This window comes from Pseudomonas sp. VI4.1, from assembly GCF_002029345.1.
Taxonomy (GTDB): Bacteria; Pseudomonadota; Gammaproteobacteria; order Pseudomonadales; family Pseudomonadaceae; genus Aquipseudomonas.
Window position 1 is genome coordinate 30,292 of sequence record NZ_MULM01000165.1, and the last position, 23,109, is coordinate 53,400.

The following is a 23,109-nucleotide window of genomic DNA, read 5'->3' on the forward strand; positions in this document are numbered from 1 at the left end:
AGCTGGCTTGCCAGCGAAGACGGAAGATCAGCCGACACAAATGTTGCCTGACACACCGCCTTCGCTGCAAGCCAGCTCCTACAAAATCGAATTTCACTCAAAGTTGATGCTGACCCCATAACAAGAAACCGGAGAACAACCATGGCTTTAAGCGTGTTCGACCTGTTCAAGATTGGCATCGGCCCCTCCAGTTCCCACACCGTCGGCCCGATGCGTGCTGCCGCACGTTTCGTCGAAGGTTTGCGCCGTGAAGGGCTGCTGGCCGCGACCACCTGCGTCAAGATCGAGCTCTACGGCTCCCTCGGCGCCACCGGCAAAGGTCACGGCAGCGACAAGGCGGTGCTGCTCGGCCTGGAAGGCGAACACCCCGACACCGTGGACACCGAAACAGTCGCCGCTCGCCTGCAAGAAATTCGCGGCAGCGGTCGCTTGAACCTGCTCGGCGAGCACAGCATTGCATTCAACGAAAAAGAACACCTGGCGATGATCCGCAAACCGTTGGCCTATCACCCCAACGGTATGATCTTTCGCGCATTCGACGCCGCCGGCCTACAGGTCCGCAGCCGCGAGTACTACTCCGTCGGTGGCGGTTTCGTCGTCGATGAAGACGCCGCCGGCGCCGACCGGATCGTCGAAGACGCCACAAAACTGACCTTCCCGTTCAAAAGCGCCAAGGACCTGCTCGGTCACTGCAGCACCTACGGCTTGTCGATCAGCCAGGTGATGCTGACCAACGAAAGTGCCTGGCGCCCGGAAGCGGAAACCCGCGCCGGTCTGCTGAACATCTGGCAAGTCATGCAGGACTGCGTCGCTGCCGGTTGCCGCAACGAAGGCATCCTGCCCGGCGGCCTGAAGGTCAAACGCCGGGCCGCTGCGCTGCATCGGCAGTTGTGCAAGAACCCGGAATCGTCATTGCGTGACCCGCTCTCGGTGCTGGACTGGGTCAATCTGTACGCCCTGGCGGTCAACGAAGAAAACGCCAACGGCGGCCGTGTTGTCACGGCGCCTACCAACGGTGCAGCGGGAATCGTCCCGGCTGTACTCCATTACTACATGCGCTTTATCCCCGGCGCCACCGAAGATGGCGTCGTACGCTTCCTGCTGACGGCCGCAGCCATCGGCATTCTCTATAAAGAAAACGCCTCGATCTCCGGTGCCGAAGTCGGCTGTCAGGGTGAAGTCGGCGTAGCGTGCTCGATGGCGGCCGGCGCCTTGTGCGAAGTGCTCGGCGGCACCGTGCAACAAGTGGAAAACGCCGCCGAAATAGGCATGGAACACAACCTCGGCCTGACCTGCGACCCGATCGGCGGACTGGTGCAAGTGCCGTGCATCGAGCGCAATGCCATGGGCTCGGTCAAGGCGATCAATGCGGTACGCATGGCCCTGCGCGGCGACGGTCAGCACTTTGTGTCCCTCGACAAGGTCATCCGCACCATGCGCCAGACCGGCGCGACATGAAAAGCAAATACAAGGAAACCGCCCGTGGCGGTTTGGCGGTCAACATTATCGAGTGCTGATGCTCACGCGCATCCGCACACTTTTTCAGGAGCTGAATATGTCCACCGAACCATTGCTGAAAACCCCGCTGCACGCACTGCACATCGAACTCGGCGCACGCATGGTGCCGTTCGCCGGCTATGACATGCCGGTGCAATATCCACTGGGCGTGATGAAAGAACACCAGCACACCCGTGAGCAGGCCGGGCTGTTCGATGTCTCGCACATGGGCCAGATCCGCCTGACCGGCGCGAATGCCGCCAAAGCCCTGGAAACCCTGGTGCCGGTGGACATCATCGACCTGCCGGTGGGCATGCAGCGCTACGCGATGTTCACCAACGAGACCGGCGGCATTCTCGACGACCTGATGGTCGCCAACCTGGGTAACGACGAACTGTTCCTGGTGGTCAACGCGGCCTGCAAGGATCAGGACCTGGCGCATCTGCGACAGCACATCGGCGACCAGTGCACCATCGAGCCGCTGTTCGAAGAGCGTGCCCTGCTCGCGCTGCAAGGCCCGGCTGCCGTCACCGTGCTCGCACGCCTGGCGCCGGAAGTGGCGAAGATGACCTTCATGCAGTTTGCCCGCGTGCAACTGCTGGGCGCGGATTGCTTTGTCAGCCGTTCGGGCTACACCGGTGAAGACGGGTTCGAAATCTCCGTCCCGGCCGCCAGCGCCGAAGCCCTGGCTCGCGCCCTGCTGGCCGAACCCGAAGTGGCGGCCATCGGCCTTGGCGCTCGCGATTCCCTGCGCCTGGAAGCCGGCCTGTGCCTCTACGGCCACGACATGAACACCCAGACCTCCCCGATCGAAGCCAGCCTGCTGTGGGCCATCTCCAAACCTCGGCGTGCCGACGGTGCGCGGGCCGGTGGATTCCCTGGCGCTGAAAGCGTATTCGCCCATCAGCAAGCCGGTGTCAGCCGCAAACGTGTTGGCCTGTTGCCTCAGGAACGCACGCCAGTGCGCGAAGGGGCCGAGATCGTCAACGAGGCAGGCGACATCATCGGTACCGTTTGCAGCGGCGGTTTCGGTCCGACCCTGGGTGGCCCGCTGGCCATGGGTTATCTCGACACGGCCTACACCGCGCTCGACACCCCGGTATGGGCGATCGTACGTGGGAAAAAAGTGCCTTTGCTTGTAAGCAAATTGCCATTTGTTCCACAACGCTACTACCGTGGCTGATTGACTGTTTCTATAAGTAACGCGATTGCGTTAACAGTGCACTAATGTGTAACGCAATCGCCATAAAACAGTGCATGCCGCCCGCTCTAAGCTTCGTTTATGAACCTTGCTTATAACGATTGAAAACAACTGAACAACGACAACGCATAAGCCCGCACTAGTTGCGGCCTATGCGCGCCGACGCCAGCAAATCCGGGGTGTGCACAGGGCTTGTTTTTTCTCCCGTAGTTGGCGTAGAGTTTGTTCACTGTGTTTGCATGGGTCGCTTGGAATCGTGACCTGGGCAGTAGCCTACAAGTTAGCTACATCCCGTTCGACGTCTTCTTACTCTCCTGCAACCAGCCCCAGTACTCTTTCATGAGAAGGAGACTGTCATTAATTTTTTGCGTCAAAGGAAATAAGAAATGTCCCAACGTCAGAGCGGTACCGTCAAGTGGTTTAACGACGAGAAGGGTTTTGGTTTTATCACTCCTGAAAGCGGTCCGGATCTGTTCGTGCATTTCCGCGCTATCCAGGGCAACGGCTTCAAGAGCCTGAAAGAAGGCCAGAAAGTGACTTTCGTCGCCGTGCAAGGCCAGAAAGGCATGCAGGCTGACGAGGTACAGGCAGAAGCCTAACCTTCTGTTACGAAAAAGCCCCTGATGGTGACATCAGGGGCTTTTTTGTGCGCATAAATCCGTAAAATGGCTTCTTTTTTCCGCCGAGAGCCCTGCCATGTCGAAACACCTGCTCAAACCCCAGGGCGAGTTTCCCGCCGCTGGCCTGGGGCGTCGCCTGGCAGCGATGTTTTATGATTTCCTGTTGTGTACCGCCCTGCTCATCGTCACCAGCGGCATTTACAAGATCATCCAGATGGCGATCATCGGCGAAGACAAAATGCGCGCCCTGACCGAAGCCGGCGCGCTGGACGGTGACCCGTTGCTGTCGACGCTGCTGCTGTTCGTGCTGTTCGGTTTCTTCGCCAAGTTCTGGACCTGGTCCGGCCAGACCCTGGGCATGCAGGTCTGGGGCATTCGCGTGCAGAACGCCGACGGCACATCCATCAGCCTGTGGCAGGCGCTGTTGCGCTTTGTGGTGTCGATTGCATCCTTGCTCTGCGTCGGGCTGGGGTTCTTCTGGTCGCTGTTCGACAAGCGCAAGCGCAGCTGGCATGACATGTATTCAGACACGCAGCTCGTTCGCATCCCGAAGAAGACCAAATAATCCAGCCATACGAAAACCACTGTGGGAGCGGGCTTGCTCGCGATAGCGGCGTTTCAGTCAACATATATGTGACTGACAGACCGCTATCGCGAGCAAGCCCGCTCCCACAGTTTTTTGCGCTAGATGATCGATCTCAGGCGTTACCGGCCAATTTCATCCGCGCCGCCTGGGTAAAGTCGAGCATCCGCTTCAACGGCCGAATCGCCTGTGGAATCAACGCCGGATCGACAAAGATCTCATTCGCCCCCTCCTTCAAGCTCTTCAGCGTGCGCTCAAGGGTGTTCATCGCCATCCACGGACAATGTGCGCAACTGCGGCACGCTGCGCCGTTACCGGCCGTTGGCGCTTCGATAAAGACCTTGTCCGGGCACAGCTGCTGCATCTTGTAGAAGATGCCGCGGTCGGTGGCGACGATCAGCGTCTTGTTCGGCAGGCTTTGCGCCGCGGCGATCAACTGGCTGGTGGAACCGACGGCATCCGCCAGTTCGATCACCGCCGTCGGCGACTCCGGATGCACCAGGATCGCGGCATCGGGGTACAGCGCCTTCATGTCTTCGAGCTGCTTGGACTTGAACTCTTCGTGAACGATGCAGGCACCGTCCCACAGCAACATGTCCGCACCGGTCTGGCGCTGGATGTAGGTGCCCAAATGCTTGTCCGGCCCCCAGATGATCGTTTCGCCGTTATCCATCAGGCTCTCGACGATCTCCAGCGCGCAGCTGGACGTCACCACCCAGTCCGCCCGCGCCTTGACCGCCGCCGAGGTGTTGGCATACACCACCACCGTGCGTTCCGGGTGCTGATCGCAGAACGCCGAGAACTCGTCCACCGGGCAACCCAGGTCCAGGGAGCAGGTGGCCTCCAGGGTCGGCATCAGCACGCGTTTTTCAGGATTGAGAATCTTGGCCGTCTCGCCCATGAACTTCACACCGGCGACCACCACGGTCTTGGCCGGATGAGCATTGCCGAAGCGGGCCATCTCCAGCGAGTCGGAGACGCAGCCACCGGTTTCTTCGGCCAGGGCCTGAATCACCGGATCGCAATAGAAATGCGCAACCAGCACCGCGTCCTGAGCCTTGAGCTCGGCAGCAATGGCGGTGCGATAGTAAGCCTCTTCTTCGGCCGTCAGCGGTTTGGGCTGCTTGGCGTCGAGGTGGGCTTGAACCAGTAGGCGTTCGGAAATCTGCGTCATGTTCGCAAGACCTGCAGGCGCTTTCGCGCGAAAGTCGAGTATACACCCGGCTCCGGACCCTTCAGGGTACCGCCGGGAAAGTGAGTATCGTCAGGCACGGACAACGTTGAAGCTGCGCAAGGCTACAGAATATCCCCTTGATGCAAAAGATGATTCTGATCTGCGTCAGGCGCTGCTGCCCCGGACCGAGCCGAACTCAAATCGCAGGCAAAAAAAAAATCCGGAAATCCTCACTTGCGTGGGCCTTCCAGACTTTTAAAACTGCTACAAAAATGGTGGGTCGTGTGGGATTCGAACCTACGACCAATTGGTTAAAAGCCAACTGCTCTACCAACTGAGCTAACGACCCGCTGTGTGGTGGCGCGTATAATACTGATTTTTAAGGACTATTCAACACCTAATTTGAAATAAATCAAAAATAAGGGGTTGGGTCGCTGATTCCGGCCGCTGCAAAGCCTTCTGCACGCAGTCGGCAGCTGTCGCATTTGCCGCATGCACGGCCGTTATCGTCGGCCTGATAGCAGGAAACGGTCAGGCCGTAATCGACGCCCAGCTTTACGCCGGCCTGGACGATCTGTGCCTTGCTCAAGTTCTGCAGGGGCGCCTGGATACGGAAACCCTTCCCTTCTACGCCGGCCTTGGTCGCCAGGTTGGCCATGCGTTCGAAGGACTCGATGAACTCGGGACGGCAGTCCGGGTAACCGGAGTAATCCACGGCGTTCACACCAATAAAGATGTCACGCGCGCCAAGCACTTCAGCCCAGCCCAACGCCAGCGACAGGAATACCGTGTTGCGCGCCGGCACGTAAGTGACTGGAATGCCTTCCCCCAGCGCCTCCGGAATGTCGATGCTGCTGTCAGTCAGTGCCGAGCCGCCCATACCGTTCAGGTTGAGGCCGATCACCTTGTGCTCGACCACACCCAGGTCACGGGCAACGCGTGCTGCGGCGTGCAATTCTGCTTGAGACCGCTGACCGTAGTCGAAGCTCATGGTGTAGCAGCTGTAGCCTTCGGCGCGGGCCATGGCCACGACCGTCGCGGAATCGAGGCCGCCGGACAGCAGGATGACCGCACGTTTTTCAGAAGAATCAAGATGTTCAGTCATTTCAGCGCCCCGGCTCGTCATTCCAAAGATATTTATGCAGCTGCAATTGCAGGCGCACTGGCAGGTTGTCCGCCACCACCCAGTCCGCCAGGTCCCGAGCATTCAGGTCGTGATGACTCGGCGAGAACAGTACTTCGCCGGCACGCCGGTCCAGACCGTACTGGATCAGCTTGGACACGGCCCAGTCATAGTCTTCCCGCGAGCAGATGACAAACTTCACCTGATCGTTGGGCGTCAGCAGCTCGATGTTCTCGTAGCGGTTGCGGTGTGCTTCTTTCGAGCCCGGGGTTTTCAGGTCGACGACGCGACTGACCCGGGAATCTACTGCCGAGATGTCCAGGGCACCACTGGTTTCCAGCGACACTTCGTAACCGGCGTCACACAACTGCTTGAGCAATGGGATGGCATTGGGTTGCGCCAACGGTTCGCCACCGGTGACACACACATAACGCGGACGGAAGCCGGCCACTTGCTCGAGGATGTCGTCGAGGGTGCGAACGGTGCCGCCACTGAAGGCGTAGGCGCTGTCGCAGTATTGGCAACGCAATGGGCAACCGGTCAGGCGCACAAAAACAGTGGGCAGCCCGGCAGTCCGCGTTTCACCCTGCAACGAGTAAAATACTTCGGTAATTCTCAATGTGTCTTGCATAGTCGCCACGGGCAGGACAGCTAAACAGGCTGTCTGCCTCCGTCAGGCACTTGAAGGAACCCCGCCAACGCGCAGATCCCAAAAAGCGTGTTTCATAAAAAGGGCGTGAATTCTAACGAAAAAACCCGCGACAAGCGCGGGTTTCTTCGAAACAGGTCAACAACCTTACATGCGCTGCAGATCGCGCTGGGCCAGTTGAGCGGCGGAAGTGCCCGGATATTGGGACACAACCTGTTGCAGAATGCCTTTGACCTTGTCGGGATGACCAAGGCGACGTTCTACATCAGCGAGCTTGTACAGCGAATCTGGCACTTTGTTGTGCTTTGGATACAACTGCGAAACCTTGGCAAAGGCCTGGCCTGCGCCTTGCAGATCACCTTTGGCCAGGTTCACTTCGCCCAACCAGTACTGGGCGTTGCCCGCGTATTGGCTGTTCGGGTATTTACGCAGGAATGCGGCAAAAGCCTGGCTGGCCTTGTCGAAATCCTTGGCCTTGATCAGGTCGAAGGCTGCATCGTAATACAGTTTTTCCTTCGCCGGATCCGCCGGTTCGCTGCCCGCGGCAGGCGCTTGAGCAGCAGCTCCCGCACCTGCGCCGGCTGCCGCACCGGGGGCGTTCAAATCGCCACCGGTGGAAGAATTATCAGGAGTCGCGGCTGGTGCAACGCCGGATCCTATGCGCCGATCAAGGTCCTGGTATCGCTCCAGGCTTTCTTGCTTCATGCGCGCTACATCATTTTGCAGAACTTCGATGATGCCTTGTTGGCGCGAGATCTGCTCCTGCATCGATTGCAGTTGGTTGAACAGCTCGCCCTGTGCCGAGACAGGGGCCGAAACCCCTCCCCCGGCATAGGCGCCGTTCGTACCGTAACCTGCAGGCGGATAACTGCTCCCGCTATTGTTATAGCCGGAGTTGTCCTCGACCACAGGAACCGCAGCCCACACCACAAGGGGTGCGAGGCTGAGAGCCAAAACAGTTACAGCACGACGGCACGTTCGCATGGCGAATTACTTACGCAGTTCGACGCGACGGTTTTGAGCCCAGGACTGCTCGTCGTTGCCGGTAGCAACTGGACGCTCTTCGCCGTAGGAAACCAGTTCCAGCTGAGCTGGGGAAACGCCTTGCAGTACCAGGTAACGCTGAACGGCTTTCGCACGACGCTCGCCCAGTGCCATGTTGTACTCACGAGTACCACGTTCGTCGGTGTTGCCTTCCAGAACAACGCGAGCGCCGTTTGCTTTCAGGTCCTTGGCGTGAACGTCCAGAGCGCGCATGGCTTCTGGCTTCAGGTCCGAACTGTCGTATTCGAAGTAGAAAGTGGTGATGGCGCGCAGAGCAGCTTCTTCGCTCAGGGAACCATCAACGGCACCGGTGTTTGCGCCGTAACCAGCGTTTGGATCAACAGCCACTGCGCCTTCACCGGCATTGTCGCCGCCTTTGGACGAGCAACCAACGGCTACGGACAAAGCCAGAGCCAGAGCAGCAAACTTACCAAACTTCAGCATTTCCATCGTGAAACTCCTAATGAACCCCAATGTGTTAAGTACAACGTGTAGCGCCGCGTCAGTTCAGGTAAGGGGACCAGGACGGTTCTCTGACTTCGCCTTGTGCGGTAGGAAGCGGGAGCCTCACGCGTCCATTAATGGACACGAGCATCAAGACTCCCCGGCCCTGCTGGCGGGTGGCGTAGATTACCATGGTGCCGTTGGGCGCAACAGTAGGCGACTCGTCCAGAGTGCTATCAGTGAGTATCTTTACACTGCCGCGCTGCAAATCCTGGGCCGCAACCTTGAAATTGGTGAAGCCTTCCTGGCGATGGATCATGACCAGGGTCTTTTCGTCAGCCGACAGCTTAGGGTTGGCGTTGTAGTTACCGATGAAGGTCACACGCTCCGCACCACCGCCACCGGCGCTGGTCTTGTAGATCTGTGGTTTGCCGCCACGGTCGGAGGTGAAGTAGATGGTCGAACCATCCTTGCCCCAGAACGGTTCGGTGTTGATGCCGGGACCGTTGGTGACACGGGTGATCTGACGCGAACCCAGGTTCATCACGTAAATGTCCGGGTTACCGTCCTTGGACAGCACGAACGCCAGGCGATTGCCATCCGGCGACCAGGCTGGCGCACCGTTCAGGCCTTCGAAGTTGGTGATCTGCTCACGGCGACCGGTGTCGATGTTCTGCATGAAAATGCGCGGACGCTTCTGCTCGAACGAGACATAGGCGATGCGCTTGCCGTCCGGTGCGAAACGCGGCGACAGGATCGGCTCGCGCGATTGCAGGAGTGTCACGGCACGGGCACCGTCATAGTCCGAACGCTGCAGCGTGTAGCGCGTGTTCTTCTCGGAGAAGCGCTCGGCGGTCACGTACAGCAGGCGCGTCGAGAACGCTCCCTTGATCCCGGTGAGTTTTTCAAACGACTGGTCGGCAATGTAGTGCGACATGTCGCGCAGTTGATCGACGCTGCCCGAGACGCTGCCGGTCAGCACTTGCTGCTCGGTGGCGACGTTGAACAGTGCGTATTGAACCTGCAGGCGACCGCCCGCCGGTGCAACGCTGCCGACCATGACGTACTGGGCACCCAGTGCCTTGAAGTCACGGAAGATGATTTCGCTGGCCTGGCTCGGCTGGCTGATCATGTTCTGCTTTGGAATCGGCGAGTAGTAACCCGAGTTGCGCAGGTCGTTACCGATGATTTCGGCCATGTCGTCCGGCAGCACGCTGCCGCCCTGGTTGCCGAATGGAACGACGGCGATCGGAGTAGCCCGATCGCTGCCGCTGGTAACCAGAATGTTTTTTTCATCTGCTGTCGCCATACCTGCCAGGCAGCAGATAACGACAAGCATTCCTCGAAGAAGGTTTCTCACAAGGCTAGATCCTCAGGTGTGAATGTCATCTTGAATGAACGATAGGGAGCGAAATCGCTCGGTTTCATTCCCTGCATTTCTGTCAAACGTCCAATATTCTTGACCGCGGCTACCGCCGAAGCATCAAACGGACCATCGCCACTGGACCTGGCGACACTGACCGTAGCCAATGTACCGTCCGGCAACATGCCGATTTGCAACACGACCGTCATGCCTTTGCGTGCCGAAGGTGGACGAGCCCAGCCTTCTGCTGCGCGAGCACGAATCAGATCATCGAAACTGCCGGCGACTTCGTCACCCAACTCGTCCGCCAAGGCCTGCTGACGCTGTGGCGTGTCGGAAAGCAAATCTGCCAGGGCCTGAGCCTTTTTGTCTTCGGCGGATTTACGTGCCGCTTCCTGCGATTTCTTCTTCGCAGCATCGGCAGCAGCTTTCTTCTTCGCGTCTTCGGCGACTTTCTTCTTCGCCTCTTCAGCTTCAGACTTCTTCTTGGCGTCTTCGGCGGCTTTCTTCTTCGCGTCTTCGACGATCTTTTTCTTCGCTTCTTCAGCGGCCGCTTTCTTGGCCTCTTCTTCAGCTGCTTTCTTGGCTTCTTCTTCAGACTTCTTCTTGGCTATATCAGCCAATTGTTTCTCTTCGGCCTTTTTGGCTTCGGCGGTCTTCTTCGCTTCGTCAGCTTTCTTGGCTTCATCGGCTTTCTTGGCTTCATCAGCCTTTTTTGCCTCTTCCGCTTTCTTCGTCTCGTCGGCCTTCTTGGATTCTTCGGCTTTTTGAGCCGCGTCTTCCTTCTTTTGTTCCGCGGCCTTGATCGCTTCCTGTTCGATCTTTTTCTGTTCCATCTGTTCGACTTCGGTCTGGCGCGCGGCGGATTTCTTCGCCTCACCCGCAATCTTCTGATTGGTCTGGGTGGTCGCCTGACTTTTCGATTTCAGCTGGTACAGGGTCGCCTGGACAATCGGCTTGGCCGGCGGCAGTTCCGGTGTGAAGGCAAAACTGACGAACAGCATGCCAAAAACCAGCACGTGCAAGACCAGCGCCCAGACACTAGGCCAGAAATAGCTTTCCGAGGCGGACGGCTCTCGCATTTGCTGCATCAGGGTGCCTCGGTAATCAAGCCAACATTACCGACCCCGGCTTTCTGCAACCCGCCCATGGCGCCCATGACGGCACCGTAATCGACGGTCTTGTCGCCGCGGATGAACACCTGGGTGCGCTTGCCGTTACTGTTGCCGGCGCTGATGATCTTGGTCACCGCGCTGGTCATCTGCGGCAAGGTCATGGCCTTGTCCTGCTGCTTTTCGGTGTCGACTTCGCTGCCAAGGTTCCAGTAATAGGTCTTGTCAGCCTTGATCGAAATGGTCAGGACCTGGGTGTTGTTGTCCTGCGGCAAGGCTTCGCTGGAAACCTTGGGCAGATCAACTTTCACGCCCTGATTGAGCATCGGCGCGGTCACCATGAAGATGACCAGCAGTACCAGCATCACGTCGATGTAAGGCACCACGTTCATCTCGGCGACCGGCTTGCGCTTTTTGCGAGCTCGAGCGATTAAAGCCATTGGAAATTACCTGCTTATTCTTCGCTGGTGTGCACTTTGCGGTGCAGGATCGCCTGGAATTCATCGGCGAAGGTGTAGTAACGGCTCAGCAGGGTTTCGCTGCGGGCAGCAAAACGGTTGTAAGCGATAACGGCCGGGATCGCGGCGAACAGACCGATCGCGGTGGCAATCAGCGCTTCGGCGATGCCTGGGGCCACAGTGGCCAGGGTCGCTTGCTGGGCAGTGGCCAGGCCACGGAAGGAGTTCATGATGCCCCAGACCGTACCGAACAGACCGATGTAGGGGCTGACGGAACCGACGGTGGCGAGGAACGGCAAGCTCTGCTCGAGCTTCTCTTCCTCACGGGAAATGGCGACGCGCATGGCACGGGCCACGCCTTCCATGACCGCTTCCGGATCAACGCCAGGCTGCTGGCGCAGACGGGAGAATTCCTTGAAACCGGCACGGAAGATCTGCTCGACACCCGAATCCGGATCAGGGTTGCTGCCGGCCTGGCGGTAGAGTTTGGACAAATCGATGCCCGACCAGAAACGCTCCTCGAAGCTCTCCAGGGCACGCCGACCGGCGCGCAGCAAGTTGCTGCGCTGAAAGATCATGATCCATGAGGTCACCGATGCGGCTACCAGGATCAGCATTACCAGTTGCACCACGATACTGGCATTGCTGACCAGGCTCCACATGGAGGAATGGTCGACGACGTTAGCTTCCACGCTTTATCTCCTGCTTTGAGTGTGTACCCGCGCCGCTCACGTCGGCAAAGGCCGTACGTAGAGCTTCGGGAATGGCCCGGGGTTTTAAACTGTCAGTGCGCACACAGGCCACCAGAAACTGCCCTTCACAGAGCAGCACATCATCCGTAGCCCGCCTGACCTGCTGCTTGAAACGCAGACTGGCACGGTTCAATTCGATTACCTCGGCGCTTACCAGCAGTTCGTCGTCCAGTCGCGCCGGCGCGTGGTAACGCGCTTCGCTGGAATGCACGACAAACAACAGGTCCTCACCTGCCAGCGCCGACTGGGCAAAGCCCAGCTCCCGGAGCCGCTCGGTTCGAGCCCGTTCCATAAACTTGAGGTAATTGACGTAATACACGATGCCGCCCGCATCGGTGTCCTCGTAATAAACGCGACAACGAAATGCGAAAGGCCCAAGCCCGTTTTGCGCGCGCATACTCTAGTGCTTACTCCTCAGGTTGCCAATCCGGCCAGGCAACTGTTTTTCATTGTTCTGCGGCTTTCTCGCGAAAGTACGGTCCTAGGACAGCACAATGCCCGAAAATTCAACGCGAAAAAGTTAATTAATCGTCCACTGCATCGAGGAACTCGTCTACCACGGGCATCTCGCCCAATCGTGACGGAATGTTTAAACCGAAATGCAGATACGCATGCCGCGTCACCACCCGCCCCCGCGGTGTGCGCATGATGTAGCCCTGCTGGATCAGGTACGGCTCCAGCACGTCTTCGATGGTGTGACGCTCTTCGCTGATCGCGGCTGCCAGGCTATCGACCCCGACCGGGCCACCGTCGAACTTCTCGATCATGGTCAGCAACAGACGTCGGTCCTGGTGATCGAAGCCACGCTCATCGACATCCAGCAGGTTCAAGGCCAGGTCGGCGATCGGCTTGGTGATGTGGCCCTTGGCGCGAACCTCGGCATAGTCCCGCACCCGGCGCAACAGGCGGTTGGCGATCCGCGGGGTGCCGCGGGCACGACGGGCGATTTCAAAGGCGCCTTCCGGGTCCAGCGGCAAGCCGAGGATGTTCGCCGAACGGCCGACAATCGTTGCCAGGTCGGCGGTGCTGTAGAACTCAAGGCGCTGGACGATGCCGAAACGGTCACGCAACGGATTGGTCAGCATGCCGGCCCTCGTGGTCGCGCCGACCAGGGTGAATGGCGGCAGGTCGAGCTTGATCGAGCGCGCAGCCGGCCCTTCGCCGATCATGATGTCGAGCTGGAAATCCTCCATCGCCGGGTACAGCACTTCTTCGACGATCGGCGAGAGTCGATGGATCTCGTCGATGAACAGCACATCGTGCGGCTCAAGGTTGGTCAGGAGCGCAGCCAGGTCGCCCGGGCGCTCAAGGACCGGGCCCGACGTGCTTTTGATCGACACCCCCATTTCCTGGGCGATGATGTTGGCCAGGGTGGTCTTGCCCAGACCCGGCGGGCCGAAGATCAATGTGTGGTCCAGGGACTCGTTACGTCCACGGGCCGCCTGGATGAACAATTCCATTTGCTCGCGAACGGTCGGCTGGCCAATGTATTCGGCCAGGCTGACGGGACGAATGGCCCGGTCCTGGACTTCCTCGCGGTCACGGGGGGCACCCGTGGCGGCGATCAGACGGTCAGCTTCAATCACTTAAATCATTCCCTTCAGGGCGCGACGAATCATGTCTTCACTGCTCAAACCTTTCTCCTTGATCGCGGAAATCGCCTTGCTGGCTTCCTGCGGCTTGTAGCCCAGGGAAATCAGCGCGCTGACCGCGTCATTTTCGGCGGTGGCGACCGGAGCCGCGTCCGGCCCGCCCGGCTGGTTTGGCACCAGGGCGAACATCGCCGGTACCGTTTCCCAGGCCTTGAAGCGGTCCTTGAGTTCCACCAGCAAACGCTCGGCAGTCTTCTTGCCCACGCCCGGCACCTTGGTCAGGGCCGAGGTGTCCTGGGACTGCACGCAACGCACCAGCTCATCGACTTCCAGACTCGACATCAAGGCCAGGGCCAGTTTCGGCCCTACACCATTGAGACGGATCAACTCGCGAAAAAAGTCTCGCTCACGCTTGCCGAAGAAGCCATAGAGTAACTGCGCGTCTTCGCGTACGACTAAATGGGTGTGCAAGGTCAGCGGTTCACCGACCGACGGCAAGCGATACAGCGTGGTCATGGGCACTTCCAGCTCATACCCCAGACCATTTACATCCAGAATCAGGTGCGGCGGCTGTTTCTCAGCCAGTGTGCCGCGCAAGCGTCCAATCACGTTTCAGATCCTTGAGCGTTGGCCAGATCAGTGCTGGCGACTGACGGAACAAGGGTTTTGCGCCGACGACCCAGGCGCAAAACCCCCGCTCCATAAAAAATGATTGTTGATGCTATCAGAGACGCAGGCGCCCGCCACGACTGCGTGCCGCGCCCAGGCCATGCGGCAACAGGCTGGAACGAGTGTGGGCATGGCAAATGGCAATGGCCAGGGCGTCCGAGGCATCAATTTGCGGCTTGCTGGTCAATTTCAACATGTGCATGACCATCATCTGCACCTGCTCTTTATTGGCCGCGCCGGTGCCGGTCACGGCCTGTTTGACCTGGGTGGCGGTGTATTCGGCGATTTCCAGGTTTTCTTCGGCACCGGCAACGATCGCTGCGCCGCGGGCCTGGCCGAGCTTCAACGCAGAGTCGGCGTTGCGCGCCATGAACACCTTTTCAATGCCCATGGTCACCGGCCCGTAGGTCTGGATGACCTCACGCACGCTGCGATAGACGATTTGCAGGCGTTCGTGCAACTCGCCGGAACCGGTGCGGATGCAGCCCGATGCCACGTATACGCAGCCACGGCCGGTATCACATACCACGCCATAACCGGTGATGCGCGAACCGGGGTCGATACCAAGAATTAAAGTCATAACGCCTGCGGGTTCAGAAAAAACACGGTATTCAATACACGAATAACAAATGTGGGAGCGGGCTTGCTCGCGAATACGGTTCCACATTCAGCAACAATGTTGCCTGAAAATCCGTCATCGCGAGCAAGCGCTCCCACATTGAATAATAGTTGCCCTTATCCGAGCTGTGCGGCCACTGACTCCGGGATGTCCGCGTTGGAATAAACGTTCTGCACATCATCCAGGTCTTCGAGCATGTCGATCAGCTTGAGCACCTTCTCGGCGCCTTCCAGGTCCAGTTCGGCACTGGTGGTCGGCAGCATCACGATTTCCGCGTCATCACCTTTGAAACCGGCGGCTTCCAGGGCGTTACGCACCGAGTAGAAACCGGCAAACGAAGTGAACACGTCGATGGACCCGTCTTCGTGGGTGACCACGTCATCGGCGTCGGCTTCCATGGCCGCTTCCATCAGCGCGTCTTCATCGACCCCTGGCGCGAACGAGATCTGGCCCTTGCGCTCGAACAGGTAAGCCACCGAACCGTCGGTACCGAGGTTGCCCCCGCATTTGCTGAACGCATGGCGCACAGCCGCGGCGGTACGGTTGCGGTTGTCGGTCATGCACTCGACCATCACCGCCACACCCCCTGGGCCGTAGCCTTCGTAGGTCAGTTCGACCATGTCGTCGGTATCGGCCGCACCGGCACCGCGGGCCACCGCACGGTCGATGATGTCCCGGCTCATATTCGCGCCAAGGGCCTTGTCCAGCGCCAGTCGCAAACGCGGGTTGGAACCCGGATCGCCGCCACCCTGACGGGCAGCGACCGTCAGCTCACGAATCCACTTGGTGAAAATCTTGCCCTTCTTGGCATCCTGACGTTCTTTGCGGTGCTTGATGTTCGCCCACTTGGAATGACCCGCCATATCTCGCTCCGAATTCTCTTTGAAACATTGCCCGCCACGCCATGACGCGCCAGCCGGCAAATAAAAATCTCGACCTGCCTATAAAGAAAGGGCGCATCCGAAGATGCGCCCGCAAGGTCAGCCTTACTCAGCTTTTGGCGTTTCGCGCAGACGAATGTGCAGTTCGCGCAATGCTTTGGCATCGACCAGACCCGGAGCCTGCGTCATGACGCAAGCCGCGCTCTGGGTTTTCGGGAAGGCGATCACTTCGCGGATCGACTGGGCGCCAGTCATCAGCATCACCAGACGGTCCAGACCGAAGGCCAGGCCACCGTGCGGCGGCGCGCCGTATTTCAGGGCGTCGAGCAGGAAGCCGAATTTCTCTTCCTGTTCCGCTTCGCTGATACCCAACAGACGGAACACCGACTGTTGCATTTCCTTGCGGTGGATACGGATCGAACCGCCACCCAGCTCGGTGCCGTTCAGCACCATGTCGTAGGCACGGGACAGCGCGGTTGCCGGGTTGGCTTCCAGCTCTTCCGGGCTGCATTTCGGCGCAGTGAACGGGTGGTGCAAGGCGGTGAAGCTGCCGTCGTCGTTCTCTTCGAACATCGGGAAGTCGACGACCCACATCGGTGCCCACTCGCACGTCAGCAGGTTCAGATCGTTACCGACCTTGATCCGCAGCGCGCCCAGGGCTTCGCTGACGATCTTGGCTTTGTCGGCGCCGAAGAACACGATGTCGCCGTCAACCGCGCCAACGCGATCAAGGATCGTGTTCAGGGCTGCTTCAGGGATATTCTTGACGATAGGCGATTGCAGCCCCTCGACACCCTTGGCGCGCTCGTTGACCTTGATGTACGCCAGGCCCTTGGCACCGTAGATGCCGACGAACTTGGTGTAGTCGTCGATCTTGCTGCGCGGCATGCTCGCCCCGCCTGGTACGCGCAGAGCGGCAACGCGGCTTTTCGGATCGTTGGCCGGGCCACTGAAGACCTTGAATTCAACGTCCTTGAGCTGGTCGGCAACGTCAACCAGTTCCAGCGGGTTACGCAGGTCCGGCTTGTCGGAACCGTAACGGCGCATGGCCTCGTCCCAGGTCATGTGCGGGAATTCGGCGAATTCCACGTCCAGCACTTCCTTGAACAGGTTGCGGATCATGCCTTCGGTAAGGCCGATGATGTCTTTTTCATCGAGGAAGCTGGTTTCGATGTCGATCTGAGTGAATTCAGGCTGCCGGTCGGCACGCAGGTCTTCGTCGCGGAAGCACTTGGCGATCTGGTAGTAGCGATCGAAGCCGGCCACCATCAGCAGTTGCTTGAACAGCTGCGGCGATTGCGGCAAGGCGAAGAAGCTACCTGCGTGAGTACGGCTCGGCACCAGGTAATCGCGAGCACCTTCCGGGGTGGCGCGAGTCAGGATCGGCGTCTCGACGTCGAGGAAGCCGTTCTCGTCCAGGTAGCGACGAATGCTGGTGGTCATGCGCGAACGCAGGCGCAGCTTCTCGAGCATTTCCGGACGACGCAGGTCGATGAAGCGATAACGCAGGCGGGTTTCTTCGCCGACGTCGGAGAATTCGTTGAGCGGGAACGGCGGGGTTTCCGCTTCGTTCAGCACTTCCAGCTCGTAGCCCAGCACTTCGATCATGCCCGACGCCATGTTGGCGTTGCCGGCACCGGCCGGACGCAGGCGGACCTTACCGGTGACCTTGACCACGTACTCGCTGCGCACACGATCGGCGGCGGCGAAGGTTTCAGCGCGGTCCGGGTCGAACACCACCTGGGCCAGACCGTCACGATCACGGATATCGAGGAAAATCACCCCACCGTGGTCACGGCGACGGTGAACCCATCCGCAAAGGGTAATTTCCTGGCCTTCCAGGCTTTCGTTCAGTTGGCCGCAATAATGGCTGCGCATCATGGTAGTAGTTTCACTTCTCGTAATTCGAAATTCGGTTGGAGACCTTGCCTGTATCCTGCCCCTGTGAAAGGCGCCAGACGATGCAAGAGCTCGCACGTGTCGTTCAACTCAGGTTCCTGACCCTAGTCGGCCTTGTCGCCGCCGGCCAGGTTCTTCTTCGAACCGGTCTTGAAATCGGTTTCGTACCAGCCGTTGCCGCTGAGGCGGAATCCCGGCATGGACAGCATCTTCTTAAGCTCTGGCGCCTGGCAGGCAGGGCAGTCGACCAGCGGTGCTGCGCTGATCTTTTGAATGGCTTCCAACTGATGACCACAGGAAGCACATTGATAGTCGTACATCGGCATGGGGGTTGTCTCGGCGATCAGATTGCTACCGCTCACGCTGGGTTTTGCGGCAAAGAGCGGGATTATATCCATTAAATGCAGCCTGTGCAGCCGTAAGACTGCACAGATCGACACTCGAGCATTCCACTGCCACCGCTAGGCCGTAGCCGGGCAACTTCCTTCCTTCAGGCTGTGCACCACACAGACAACCCGTACCAGAGCGCTGAAATTCTTCACCCCGCCGTGCCGCAAATGCACTTCACGGTCCACATGAGACAGCAGCGTACTGACCGAGCAACGATTGACCTTGGCGATTTCGCCCAAAATATCCCAATAGACCTGTTCAAGCCGCAAACAGGTCGCAAAACCATTCAAGCGTACGGACCGGGAAAATGGCTCGGCCAGCCCCATATCGAATTCTCTGACAAATGGATCGATCCTTATATCCTTGGGTAACCCCCCCCTTGCCTCGCTTTGCCTGCCTTCATTAACCATACCGGTGACACTCCTTTGCCATACCTGGTTTGTATAAGAACCCTGTTGCGATTCTTATAAAAGCGCAGGCGCAAAGTTATCTCCAGATGACTTTATGACCATCAACGTAGGATAAGCCGACAGCTGAAGACAGATGATGGAGACCGTCCCCGTCAGAACGATTTCCCACACCACCGGGTGCCCAATCATTCAAGCGCGAACGACACTGGCCGGGTGTCATCCGCGCTCGAGTCTGTTACTGGTCCAGCAGTGATCGCAGCATCCACGCGGTTTTCTCGTGGACCTGCATACGCTGGGTCAGCAGGTCGGCCGTCGGCTCGTCACTGACTTTATCGAGCAGCGGAAAGATCCCGCGCGCGGTCCGCGTGACCGCTTCCTGCCCCTCGACCAATTGCCTGATCATGTCATCGGCACTGGGCACACCCTCTTCTTCCTTGATAGAAGAAAGACGCGCATAAACGGAATAGGCACCCGGCGCCGGAAAGCCGAGCGCGCGAATACGCTCGGCAATCGAGTCGACGGCCAGGGCCAACTCGTTGTATTGCTCCTCAAACATCAAGTGCAAGGTCCGAAACATGGGACCGGTGACGTTCCAATGGAAGTTATGGGTTTTCAAATACAGTACATAAGTGTCCGACAACAGGCGTGAAAGCCCCTCGACGATGGACTTGCGATCCTCTTCACTGATTCCGATATCGATTGCCATGCGTTTCCCCTAAAGGTGATGAAATTCATCCGACAGGTGCAGGACCACTGTAGCAAGCCTGTCGCCACACCGCAGCCTGGATGCCCCGGTGATCTGCGCCAAACCGTCCCCGGCGAACCGCCGGACTCCTTGATTTGAGTAGCCTGCGGCTTTGCTGTTAAATAGGCGGTGTGTCGTCGGCCTCTATTTTTCCGGGTGCTGCGCATAGGCTGATAGCGGGTACGTGTCCAACGCCTCTTATTGTTCTGAAGCGAACCGTGCTCCGTCAGCTCTTCCTTGTGATCCGTCTTAACGTGAGTTAATCAAAATGTTGAAAATCGTCCACCTGCTAATGGGCGCAGCAGCCTTGCTGCTGTCCTTCATCCCTAGCCTGCAACCTGAAGCTGTTCCTTACCTGCAACAACCCGATGCGCTGTACCTGGCCTTTTTCGGCCTGCTCAACCTCACCCTTGCACCTGTCATTCCCTACTGGAACAAAGGTACGCGTCATCAATTGCAAAACCTGGTCAGCGCCCTGCTGGTCCTGGCTGTTGTCTTGCAAACCCTGACGCTGATCGCGAAGATGCCTGTCATCGCCGGTCAACCTGCCGTTCTGTTCAGCCTGCTTGCTGCCCTGGTCGCCGTTCTCCTGCACCTGGCCATCAGCTTCTACAAATCGTCACCGGCCGCCGCGTCGCCAAGTTATGACATGAGCAACCGCGATACGGGCACCGTCAAGTGGTTCAACACCTCCAAAGGCTTCGGCTTTATTTCCCGTGACTCCGGCGATGATATTTTCGTGCATTTCCGGGCCATTCGGGGCGAAGGCCATCGTGTCCTGGTCGAAGGCCAGCGCGTTGAGTTCTCCGTCATGAACCGTGACAAGGGCCTGCAAGCCGAAGATGTGATCGCCGCGTTGCCGCGTCGCTGATTCAAGGCTGAAAAAAACCGCGAACAGCCTGGCTGTTCGCGGTTTTTTATTGCGCGTCAATTGAACCCCGCGGGTTCAATAGTGCGGCGGGGGCGCCTCTTCTTCGAAGGATTCGAACTGGCCGACCATTTCCTCCTGGCGCTTGAGCAAGGCCGCCATTTGCAATTGCAGGCGTTCAACCGCCCGCTGCTGTGCCGCCAGCACATCATTCAATGCCTGGATGGTGTCATCCTGAAATGCCATCTGGCTCTCCAGATCGGTAACGCGTGCTTCCAGGCTCATGATTCAGCCCTCCAGAAAAAACGTGAAATCATCGGTTAACACCAGACGCAGCCGCTCACGTATTGCCGCGACCTGTTCGGCACTGTAAGGCAACGCCGGGTGCTTGCCCCAGACCGGGGCTGGCCACGCCGCGTCCTCGCGCTTGCGCACAATCACATGCATGTGCAACTGACTGACGACGTTACCCAGGGCCGCGACGTTCAATTTGTCCGCGTCGAACGAGTCCTTGAGCGTTTCCGCCAGCGCAGTCGTTTCCTGCCACAGCTGCTGTTGATCTGCGACATCCAACTGAAATATCTCGCTGATATCCTCGCGGCGTGGCACCAGGATGAACCAGGGATAGTTCGAGTCGTTGGACAACAGCAACCGGCAAAGCGGGAAATCCCCGATCGGTAGCGTGTCTTGTTGAAGTCGTGGATCTAAAGCGAACATCGCGCGCACTCCCGCCTGGTCATTCATTTTCAGCTTAGCGCCCGTCCGGTGGGGCGGCGCACCAAGCGACAGGACGGCAGCATACCCGCGATCGGCGCGTGCTTCACGCCGAAACCCATCAAAGCGAGCCCAAGCATGAACAAGCGACCCAAGCTGGGACATTTTTCATCGAGACGCACCAACACGGAACCGGCGCAGACGAAAAAACGCCGAAATGACTGATTAACAACGATGCGTTCGAATTTTCCAGAGGGCGGCACTGTGTGAAATCAGCACAGCGATCAGGATTTTTTGCACCAAAACCGCACAGTGCGTCTACGCTGGATGCGACGGGCATCCGCCGTTTACTCACTGGCGGGGTGAACCGGTAACGTTTTTGATGGTCACGCCGACGGCCAAGGTGACGCAACACCATGCAATCCATGGCGTCAAGGCCCGACAAAACAGGCTTGAACCCTAGGTTTCATGAGGTTTTTACCGCGACAGGCAGGCCTTCAGAAAAATATCGCAAGAGATTTCTGATTTGTGCACGCTTGTTGCATTCACACCCACATCGCCTTTAAAGCGTCCGCTGGAAGCGGAAGCCTTCGAGGCACATAAAAACAGTGGCAGGGTTGCCCAATGGAGATTCAAACGTTTCATCAGGGACTCTTTTTACCGATACTCAAGCCCGGAAAAACGACGCTGAAGTTGTCAATCCACTTGCGTCGGGGCTGTAAATTTGCGACATCTACCCAGCCATTTGCGACAGGGTCGTAAAGAAGCTGAAAGGTGAGGTACGCAAGTATCGCCAACATGGTCGGCGTGATATAAGTTTGCGCCGACACAAAAAGAAAGAGCCGCCCAGATAATAAAACAGGTGGGACGGCAGTACTCTTCTAAAAACCAAAGGAGCAAATCACGATGCGCGTGATGAAGTGGAGCATGATCGCACTGGCAGTTGCAGCAGCAGCCGGTACTCAATTGGCAACGGCCGCACCTTTCGTAGGCGACCAGGCCGAAGCCAAAGGTTTTGTTGAAGACGCAAAATTCGACTTGCTGCTTCGCAACTACTATTTCAACCGTAACAAGAAAGATGGCGCAGTCGACGATAAAGACTGGACCCAGGGTTTCCACGGTGTATTCAGCTCCGGTTACACCCAAGGCACCGTAGGTTTTGGGGTTGACGCCTTCGGTTACCTGGCGATCAAACTGGACGGCTCCGACAAGTACTCGGGTTCGGGCAACCTGAGCACTAACGCTGCAGGCGAAAACAATGACAGCCAGGGCAAGGCCGGTGGCGCAGTCAAGGCTCGCATTTCCAAAACCGAACTGAAATTCGGTGAGATGCAGCCAAGCACCGCACCAGTGTTCGCTGTTGGCGGCTCCCGTATCCTTCCGCAAACTGCTACCGGTTTCCAACTGCAGAGCAGCGAAGTCAAAGACCTTGACCTCGAAGCCGGCCACTTCTACTCGGCGAGCAGCCAGGACAAAAACTCTAGCCAAGGTGGCCTGTACGCCAACTACGCCGGCGTTGAAGCCAACACTATCGATTATTTCGGTGGCAAGTACGGCATCACTGAAAACCTGAGCGCATCGCTCTACGGCGCCAAGCTGGAAGACATCTGGGATCAGTACTACGCCAACCTGAACTACACCATCCCAATGGGTGGCGATCAGTCGGTTAACCTGGACGGTAACATCTACCGCACCGACGATTCGGGTGACGCTGAAGCAGGCGACATCAGCAACACCACGTTCTCCCTGGCAGCTGCTTTCTCCTTCCTGAAAGCGCACACCCTCACCGTCGGCTTCCAGAAAGTCAACGGCGACACGCCGTTCGACTACATCGGCGTGGGCAAGAACAACCGCGGCGGCGACTCGATCTTCCTCGCCAACTCCATCCAGTACTCCGACTTCAACGGTCCGAACGAAAAATCTGCACAAGTTCGTTATGACCTGAAAATGGCCGAGTACGGCGTTCCGGGCCTGAGCTTCATGACCCGTTATGTGAAAGGCTGGGATATCGACGGTTCCAACACTCCGACCAACAGCGCCTACGCGGGTCTGTATGGCGAAGATGGCAAACACCACGAAACCAACGTTGAAGCCAAATACGTAGTGCAGACTGGCCCGGCCAAAGACCTGTCCTTCCGCATTCGTCAAGCATGGCACCGCGCCAACGCCGACCAAGGCGAAGGCAGCATCGACGAGTTCCGCCTGATCGTCGACTACCCGCTGTCGATCTTGTAATCGAAAGCAGTTAGTTTGCGGCAATAAAAAAAAAGGCCCATCTTCGGATGGGCCTTTTTTATTGGCT

The 23,109-nt window shown here is 58.2% G+C and carries 26 protein-coding genes, 1 tRNA gene and 1 pseudogene; 6 read left to right on the forward strand and 22 right to left on the reverse strand.

Annotation, left to right across the window (positions count from 1 at the left end):
* Positions 1-141: 141 nt before the first annotated feature.
* From BZ163_RS20000 to BZ163_RS20015, 4 genes and pseudogenes are all read left to right on the forward strand, one after another.
* Positions 142-1,517 (forward strand): annotated as a pseudogene (locus BZ163_RS20000) (L-serine ammonia-lyase).
* A 38-nt stretch (positions 1,518-1,555) separates the two neighbouring features.
* Positions 1,556-2,680 carry a glycine cleavage system aminomethyltransferase GcvT gene (gene gcvT / locus BZ163_RS20005; protein WP_128872278.1) on the forward strand — a complete coding sequence of 375 codons (1,125 nt, stop codon included), beginning with the start codon at positions 1,556-1,558 and terminating at the stop codon, positions 2,678-2,680.
* Positions 2,681-3,084: 404 nt separating this feature from the next.
* Positions 3,085-3,297, forward strand: a complete 213-nt coding sequence (locus BZ163_RS20010) for a cold-shock protein (RefSeq protein WP_003175786.1) — start codon at positions 3,085-3,087, stop codon at positions 3,295-3,297.
* 97 nt (positions 3,298-3,394) lie between these two features.
* Complete coding sequence (locus tag BZ163_RS20015) at positions 3,395-3,883, forward strand: RDD family protein (protein WP_128872279.1); 489 nt, start codon at positions 3,395-3,397, stop codon at positions 3,881-3,883.
* A gap of 133 nt (positions 3,884-4,016) precedes the next feature.
* Here the strand turns inward: BZ163_RS20015 and nadA are convergent, their stop codons facing one another.
* From nadA to BZ163_RS20110, 19 genes are all read right to left on the reverse strand, one after another.
* Entirely contained in the window at positions 4,017-5,075 is a 1,059-nt protein-coding gene (gene nadA / locus BZ163_RS20020) for a quinolinate synthase NadA (RefSeq protein WP_128872280.1), read from the reverse strand.
* A gap of 273 nt (positions 5,076-5,348) precedes the next feature.
* Positions 5,349-5,424 (reverse strand) — tRNA-Lys (locus BZ163_RS20025).
* Positions 5,425-5,487: 63 nt separating this feature from the next.
* The gene (gene queC, locus BZ163_RS20030) at positions 5,488-6,180 is read right to left on the reverse strand and encodes a 7-cyano-7-deazaguanine synthase QueC (RefSeq protein WP_128872281.1); all 693 of its coding nucleotides are present in this window, start codon (positions 6,178-6,180) and stop codon (positions 5,488-5,490) included.
* Between the two features lies 1 nt (position 6,181).
* A complete protein-coding gene (gene queE, locus BZ163_RS20035; RefSeq protein ID WP_128872282.1) occupies positions 6,182-6,829 on the reverse strand; it encodes a 7-carboxy-7-deazaguanine synthase QueE in 648 nt (215 codons plus the stop codon).
* Between the two features lie 165 nt (positions 6,830-6,994).
* Positions 6,995-7,831, reverse strand: coding sequence for a tol-pal system protein YbgF (ybgF, locus tag BZ163_RS20040; RefSeq protein WP_128872283.1), 837 nt, complete (start codon positions 7,829-7,831; stop codon positions 6,995-6,997).
* Between the two features lie 6 nt (positions 7,832-7,837).
* Positions 7,838-8,341 carry a peptidoglycan-associated lipoprotein Pal gene (pal, locus tag BZ163_RS20045; protein WP_064679382.1) on the reverse strand — a complete coding sequence of 168 codons (504 nt, stop codon included), beginning with the start codon at positions 8,339-8,341 and terminating at the stop codon, positions 7,838-7,840.
* 52 nt (positions 8,342-8,393) lie between these two features.
* Positions 8,394-9,644 (reverse strand): Tol-Pal system beta propeller repeat protein TolB, encoded by a 1,251-nt coding sequence (gene tolB / locus BZ163_RS20050; protein WP_371916822.1) that lies wholly within the window; start codon positions 9,642-9,644, stop codon positions 8,394-8,396.
* Positions 9,645-9,691: 47 nt separating this feature from the next.
* Positions 9,692-10,789, reverse strand: a complete 1,098-nt coding sequence (gene tolA, locus BZ163_RS20055; RefSeq protein WP_128872285.1) for a cell envelope integrity protein TolA — start codon at positions 10,787-10,789, stop codon at positions 9,692-9,694.
* On the reverse strand, positions 10,789-11,241 hold the full coding sequence (tolR, locus tag BZ163_RS20060; RefSeq protein ID WP_162493657.1) for a protein TolR: 453 nt from the start codon (positions 11,239-11,241) through the stop codon (positions 10,789-10,791). Before tolR ends, tolA begins: the two co-directional genes overlap by 1 nt.
* Before the next feature lie 23 nt (positions 11,242-11,264).
* Positions 11,265-11,960: a protein TolQ gene (gene tolQ, locus BZ163_RS20065; protein ID WP_046049659.1), complete on the reverse strand. Its 696-nt coding sequence runs from the start codon at positions 11,958-11,960 to the stop codon at positions 11,265-11,267.
* On the reverse strand, positions 11,950-12,417 hold the full coding sequence (ybgC, locus tag BZ163_RS20070; RefSeq protein ID WP_128872286.1) for a tol-pal system-associated acyl-CoA thioesterase: 468 nt from the start codon (positions 12,415-12,417) through the stop codon (positions 11,950-11,952). Before ybgC ends, tolQ begins: the two co-directional genes overlap by 11 nt.
* A 127-nt stretch (positions 12,418-12,544) precedes the next feature.
* Positions 12,545-13,606: a Holliday junction branch migration DNA helicase RuvB gene (gene ruvB, locus BZ163_RS20075; RefSeq protein ID WP_128872287.1), complete on the reverse strand. Its 1,062-nt coding sequence runs from the start codon at positions 13,604-13,606 to the stop codon at positions 12,545-12,547.
* The gene (gene ruvA, locus BZ163_RS20080) at positions 13,607-14,221 is read right to left on the reverse strand and encodes a Holliday junction branch migration protein RuvA (protein WP_064679388.1); all 615 of its coding nucleotides are present in this window, start codon (positions 14,219-14,221) and stop codon (positions 13,607-13,609) included. It abuts the gene before it with no gap.
* A 115-nt stretch (positions 14,222-14,336) separates the two neighbouring features.
* Entirely contained in the window at positions 14,337-14,861 is a 525-nt protein-coding gene (ruvC, locus tag BZ163_RS20085; protein ID WP_128872288.1) for a crossover junction endodeoxyribonuclease RuvC, read from the reverse strand.
* A 155-nt stretch (positions 14,862-15,016) separates the two neighbouring features.
* A complete protein-coding gene (locus tag BZ163_RS20090; protein WP_008072427.1) occupies positions 15,017-15,763 on the reverse strand; it encodes a YebC/PmpR family DNA-binding transcriptional regulator in 747 nt (248 codons plus the stop codon).
* Positions 15,764-15,886: 123 nt separating this feature from the next.
* Positions 15,887-17,662 (reverse strand): aspartate--tRNA ligase, encoded by a 1,776-nt coding sequence (aspS, locus tag BZ163_RS20095; RefSeq protein WP_128872289.1) that lies wholly within the window; start codon positions 17,660-17,662, stop codon positions 15,887-15,889.
* 122 nt (positions 17,663-17,784) lie between these two features.
* Positions 17,785-18,006, reverse strand: coding sequence for an FmdB family zinc ribbon protein (locus BZ163_RS20100; RefSeq protein ID WP_003209804.1), 222 nt, complete (start codon positions 18,004-18,006; stop codon positions 17,785-17,787).
* Between the two features lie 135 nt (positions 18,007-18,141).
* Entirely contained in the window at positions 18,142-18,480 is a 339-nt protein-coding gene (locus BZ163_RS20105; RefSeq protein WP_128872290.1) for a ribbon-helix-helix domain-containing protein, read from the reverse strand.
* A gap of 235 nt (positions 18,481-18,715) precedes the next feature.
* Positions 18,716-19,186: a Dps family protein gene (locus BZ163_RS20110; protein WP_128872291.1), complete on the reverse strand. Its 471-nt coding sequence runs from the start codon at positions 19,184-19,186 to the stop codon at positions 18,716-18,718.
* 307 nt (positions 19,187-19,493) lie between these two features.
* On the opposite strand from BZ163_RS20110, the gene BZ163_RS36260 reads away from it, so the two are divergent.
* Positions 19,494-20,096, forward strand: a complete 603-nt coding sequence (locus BZ163_RS36260; RefSeq protein ID WP_128872292.1) for a cold-shock protein — start codon at positions 19,494-19,496, stop codon at positions 20,094-20,096.
* Between the two features lie 75 nt (positions 20,097-20,171).
* Here BZ163_RS36260 and BZ163_RS20120 read toward each other — a convergent pair whose 3' ends face one another.
* From BZ163_RS20120 to BZ163_RS34910, 3 genes are all read right to left on the reverse strand, one after another.
* On the reverse strand, positions 20,172-20,378 hold the full coding sequence (locus tag BZ163_RS20120) for a SlyX family protein (protein ID WP_128872293.1): 207 nt from the start codon (positions 20,376-20,378) through the stop codon (positions 20,172-20,174).
* A gap of 3 nt (positions 20,379-20,381) precedes the next feature.
* Complete coding sequence (locus BZ163_RS20125) at positions 20,382-20,810, reverse strand: HIT domain-containing protein (protein WP_128872323.1); 429 nt, start codon at positions 20,808-20,810, stop codon at positions 20,382-20,384.
* A gap of 474 nt (positions 20,811-21,284) precedes the next feature.
* Positions 21,285-21,452, reverse strand: a complete 168-nt coding sequence (locus BZ163_RS34910; protein ID WP_168187387.1) for a hypothetical protein — start codon at positions 21,450-21,452, stop codon at positions 21,285-21,287.
* A 261-nt stretch (positions 21,453-21,713) separates the two neighbouring features.
* On the opposite strand from BZ163_RS34910, the gene BZ163_RS20130 reads away from it, so the two are divergent.
* Positions 21,714-23,042 (forward strand): OprD family porin, encoded by a 1,329-nt coding sequence (locus BZ163_RS20130; protein WP_128872294.1) that lies wholly within the window; start codon positions 21,714-21,716, stop codon positions 23,040-23,042.
* Positions 23,043-23,109: the final 67 nt, after the last annotated feature.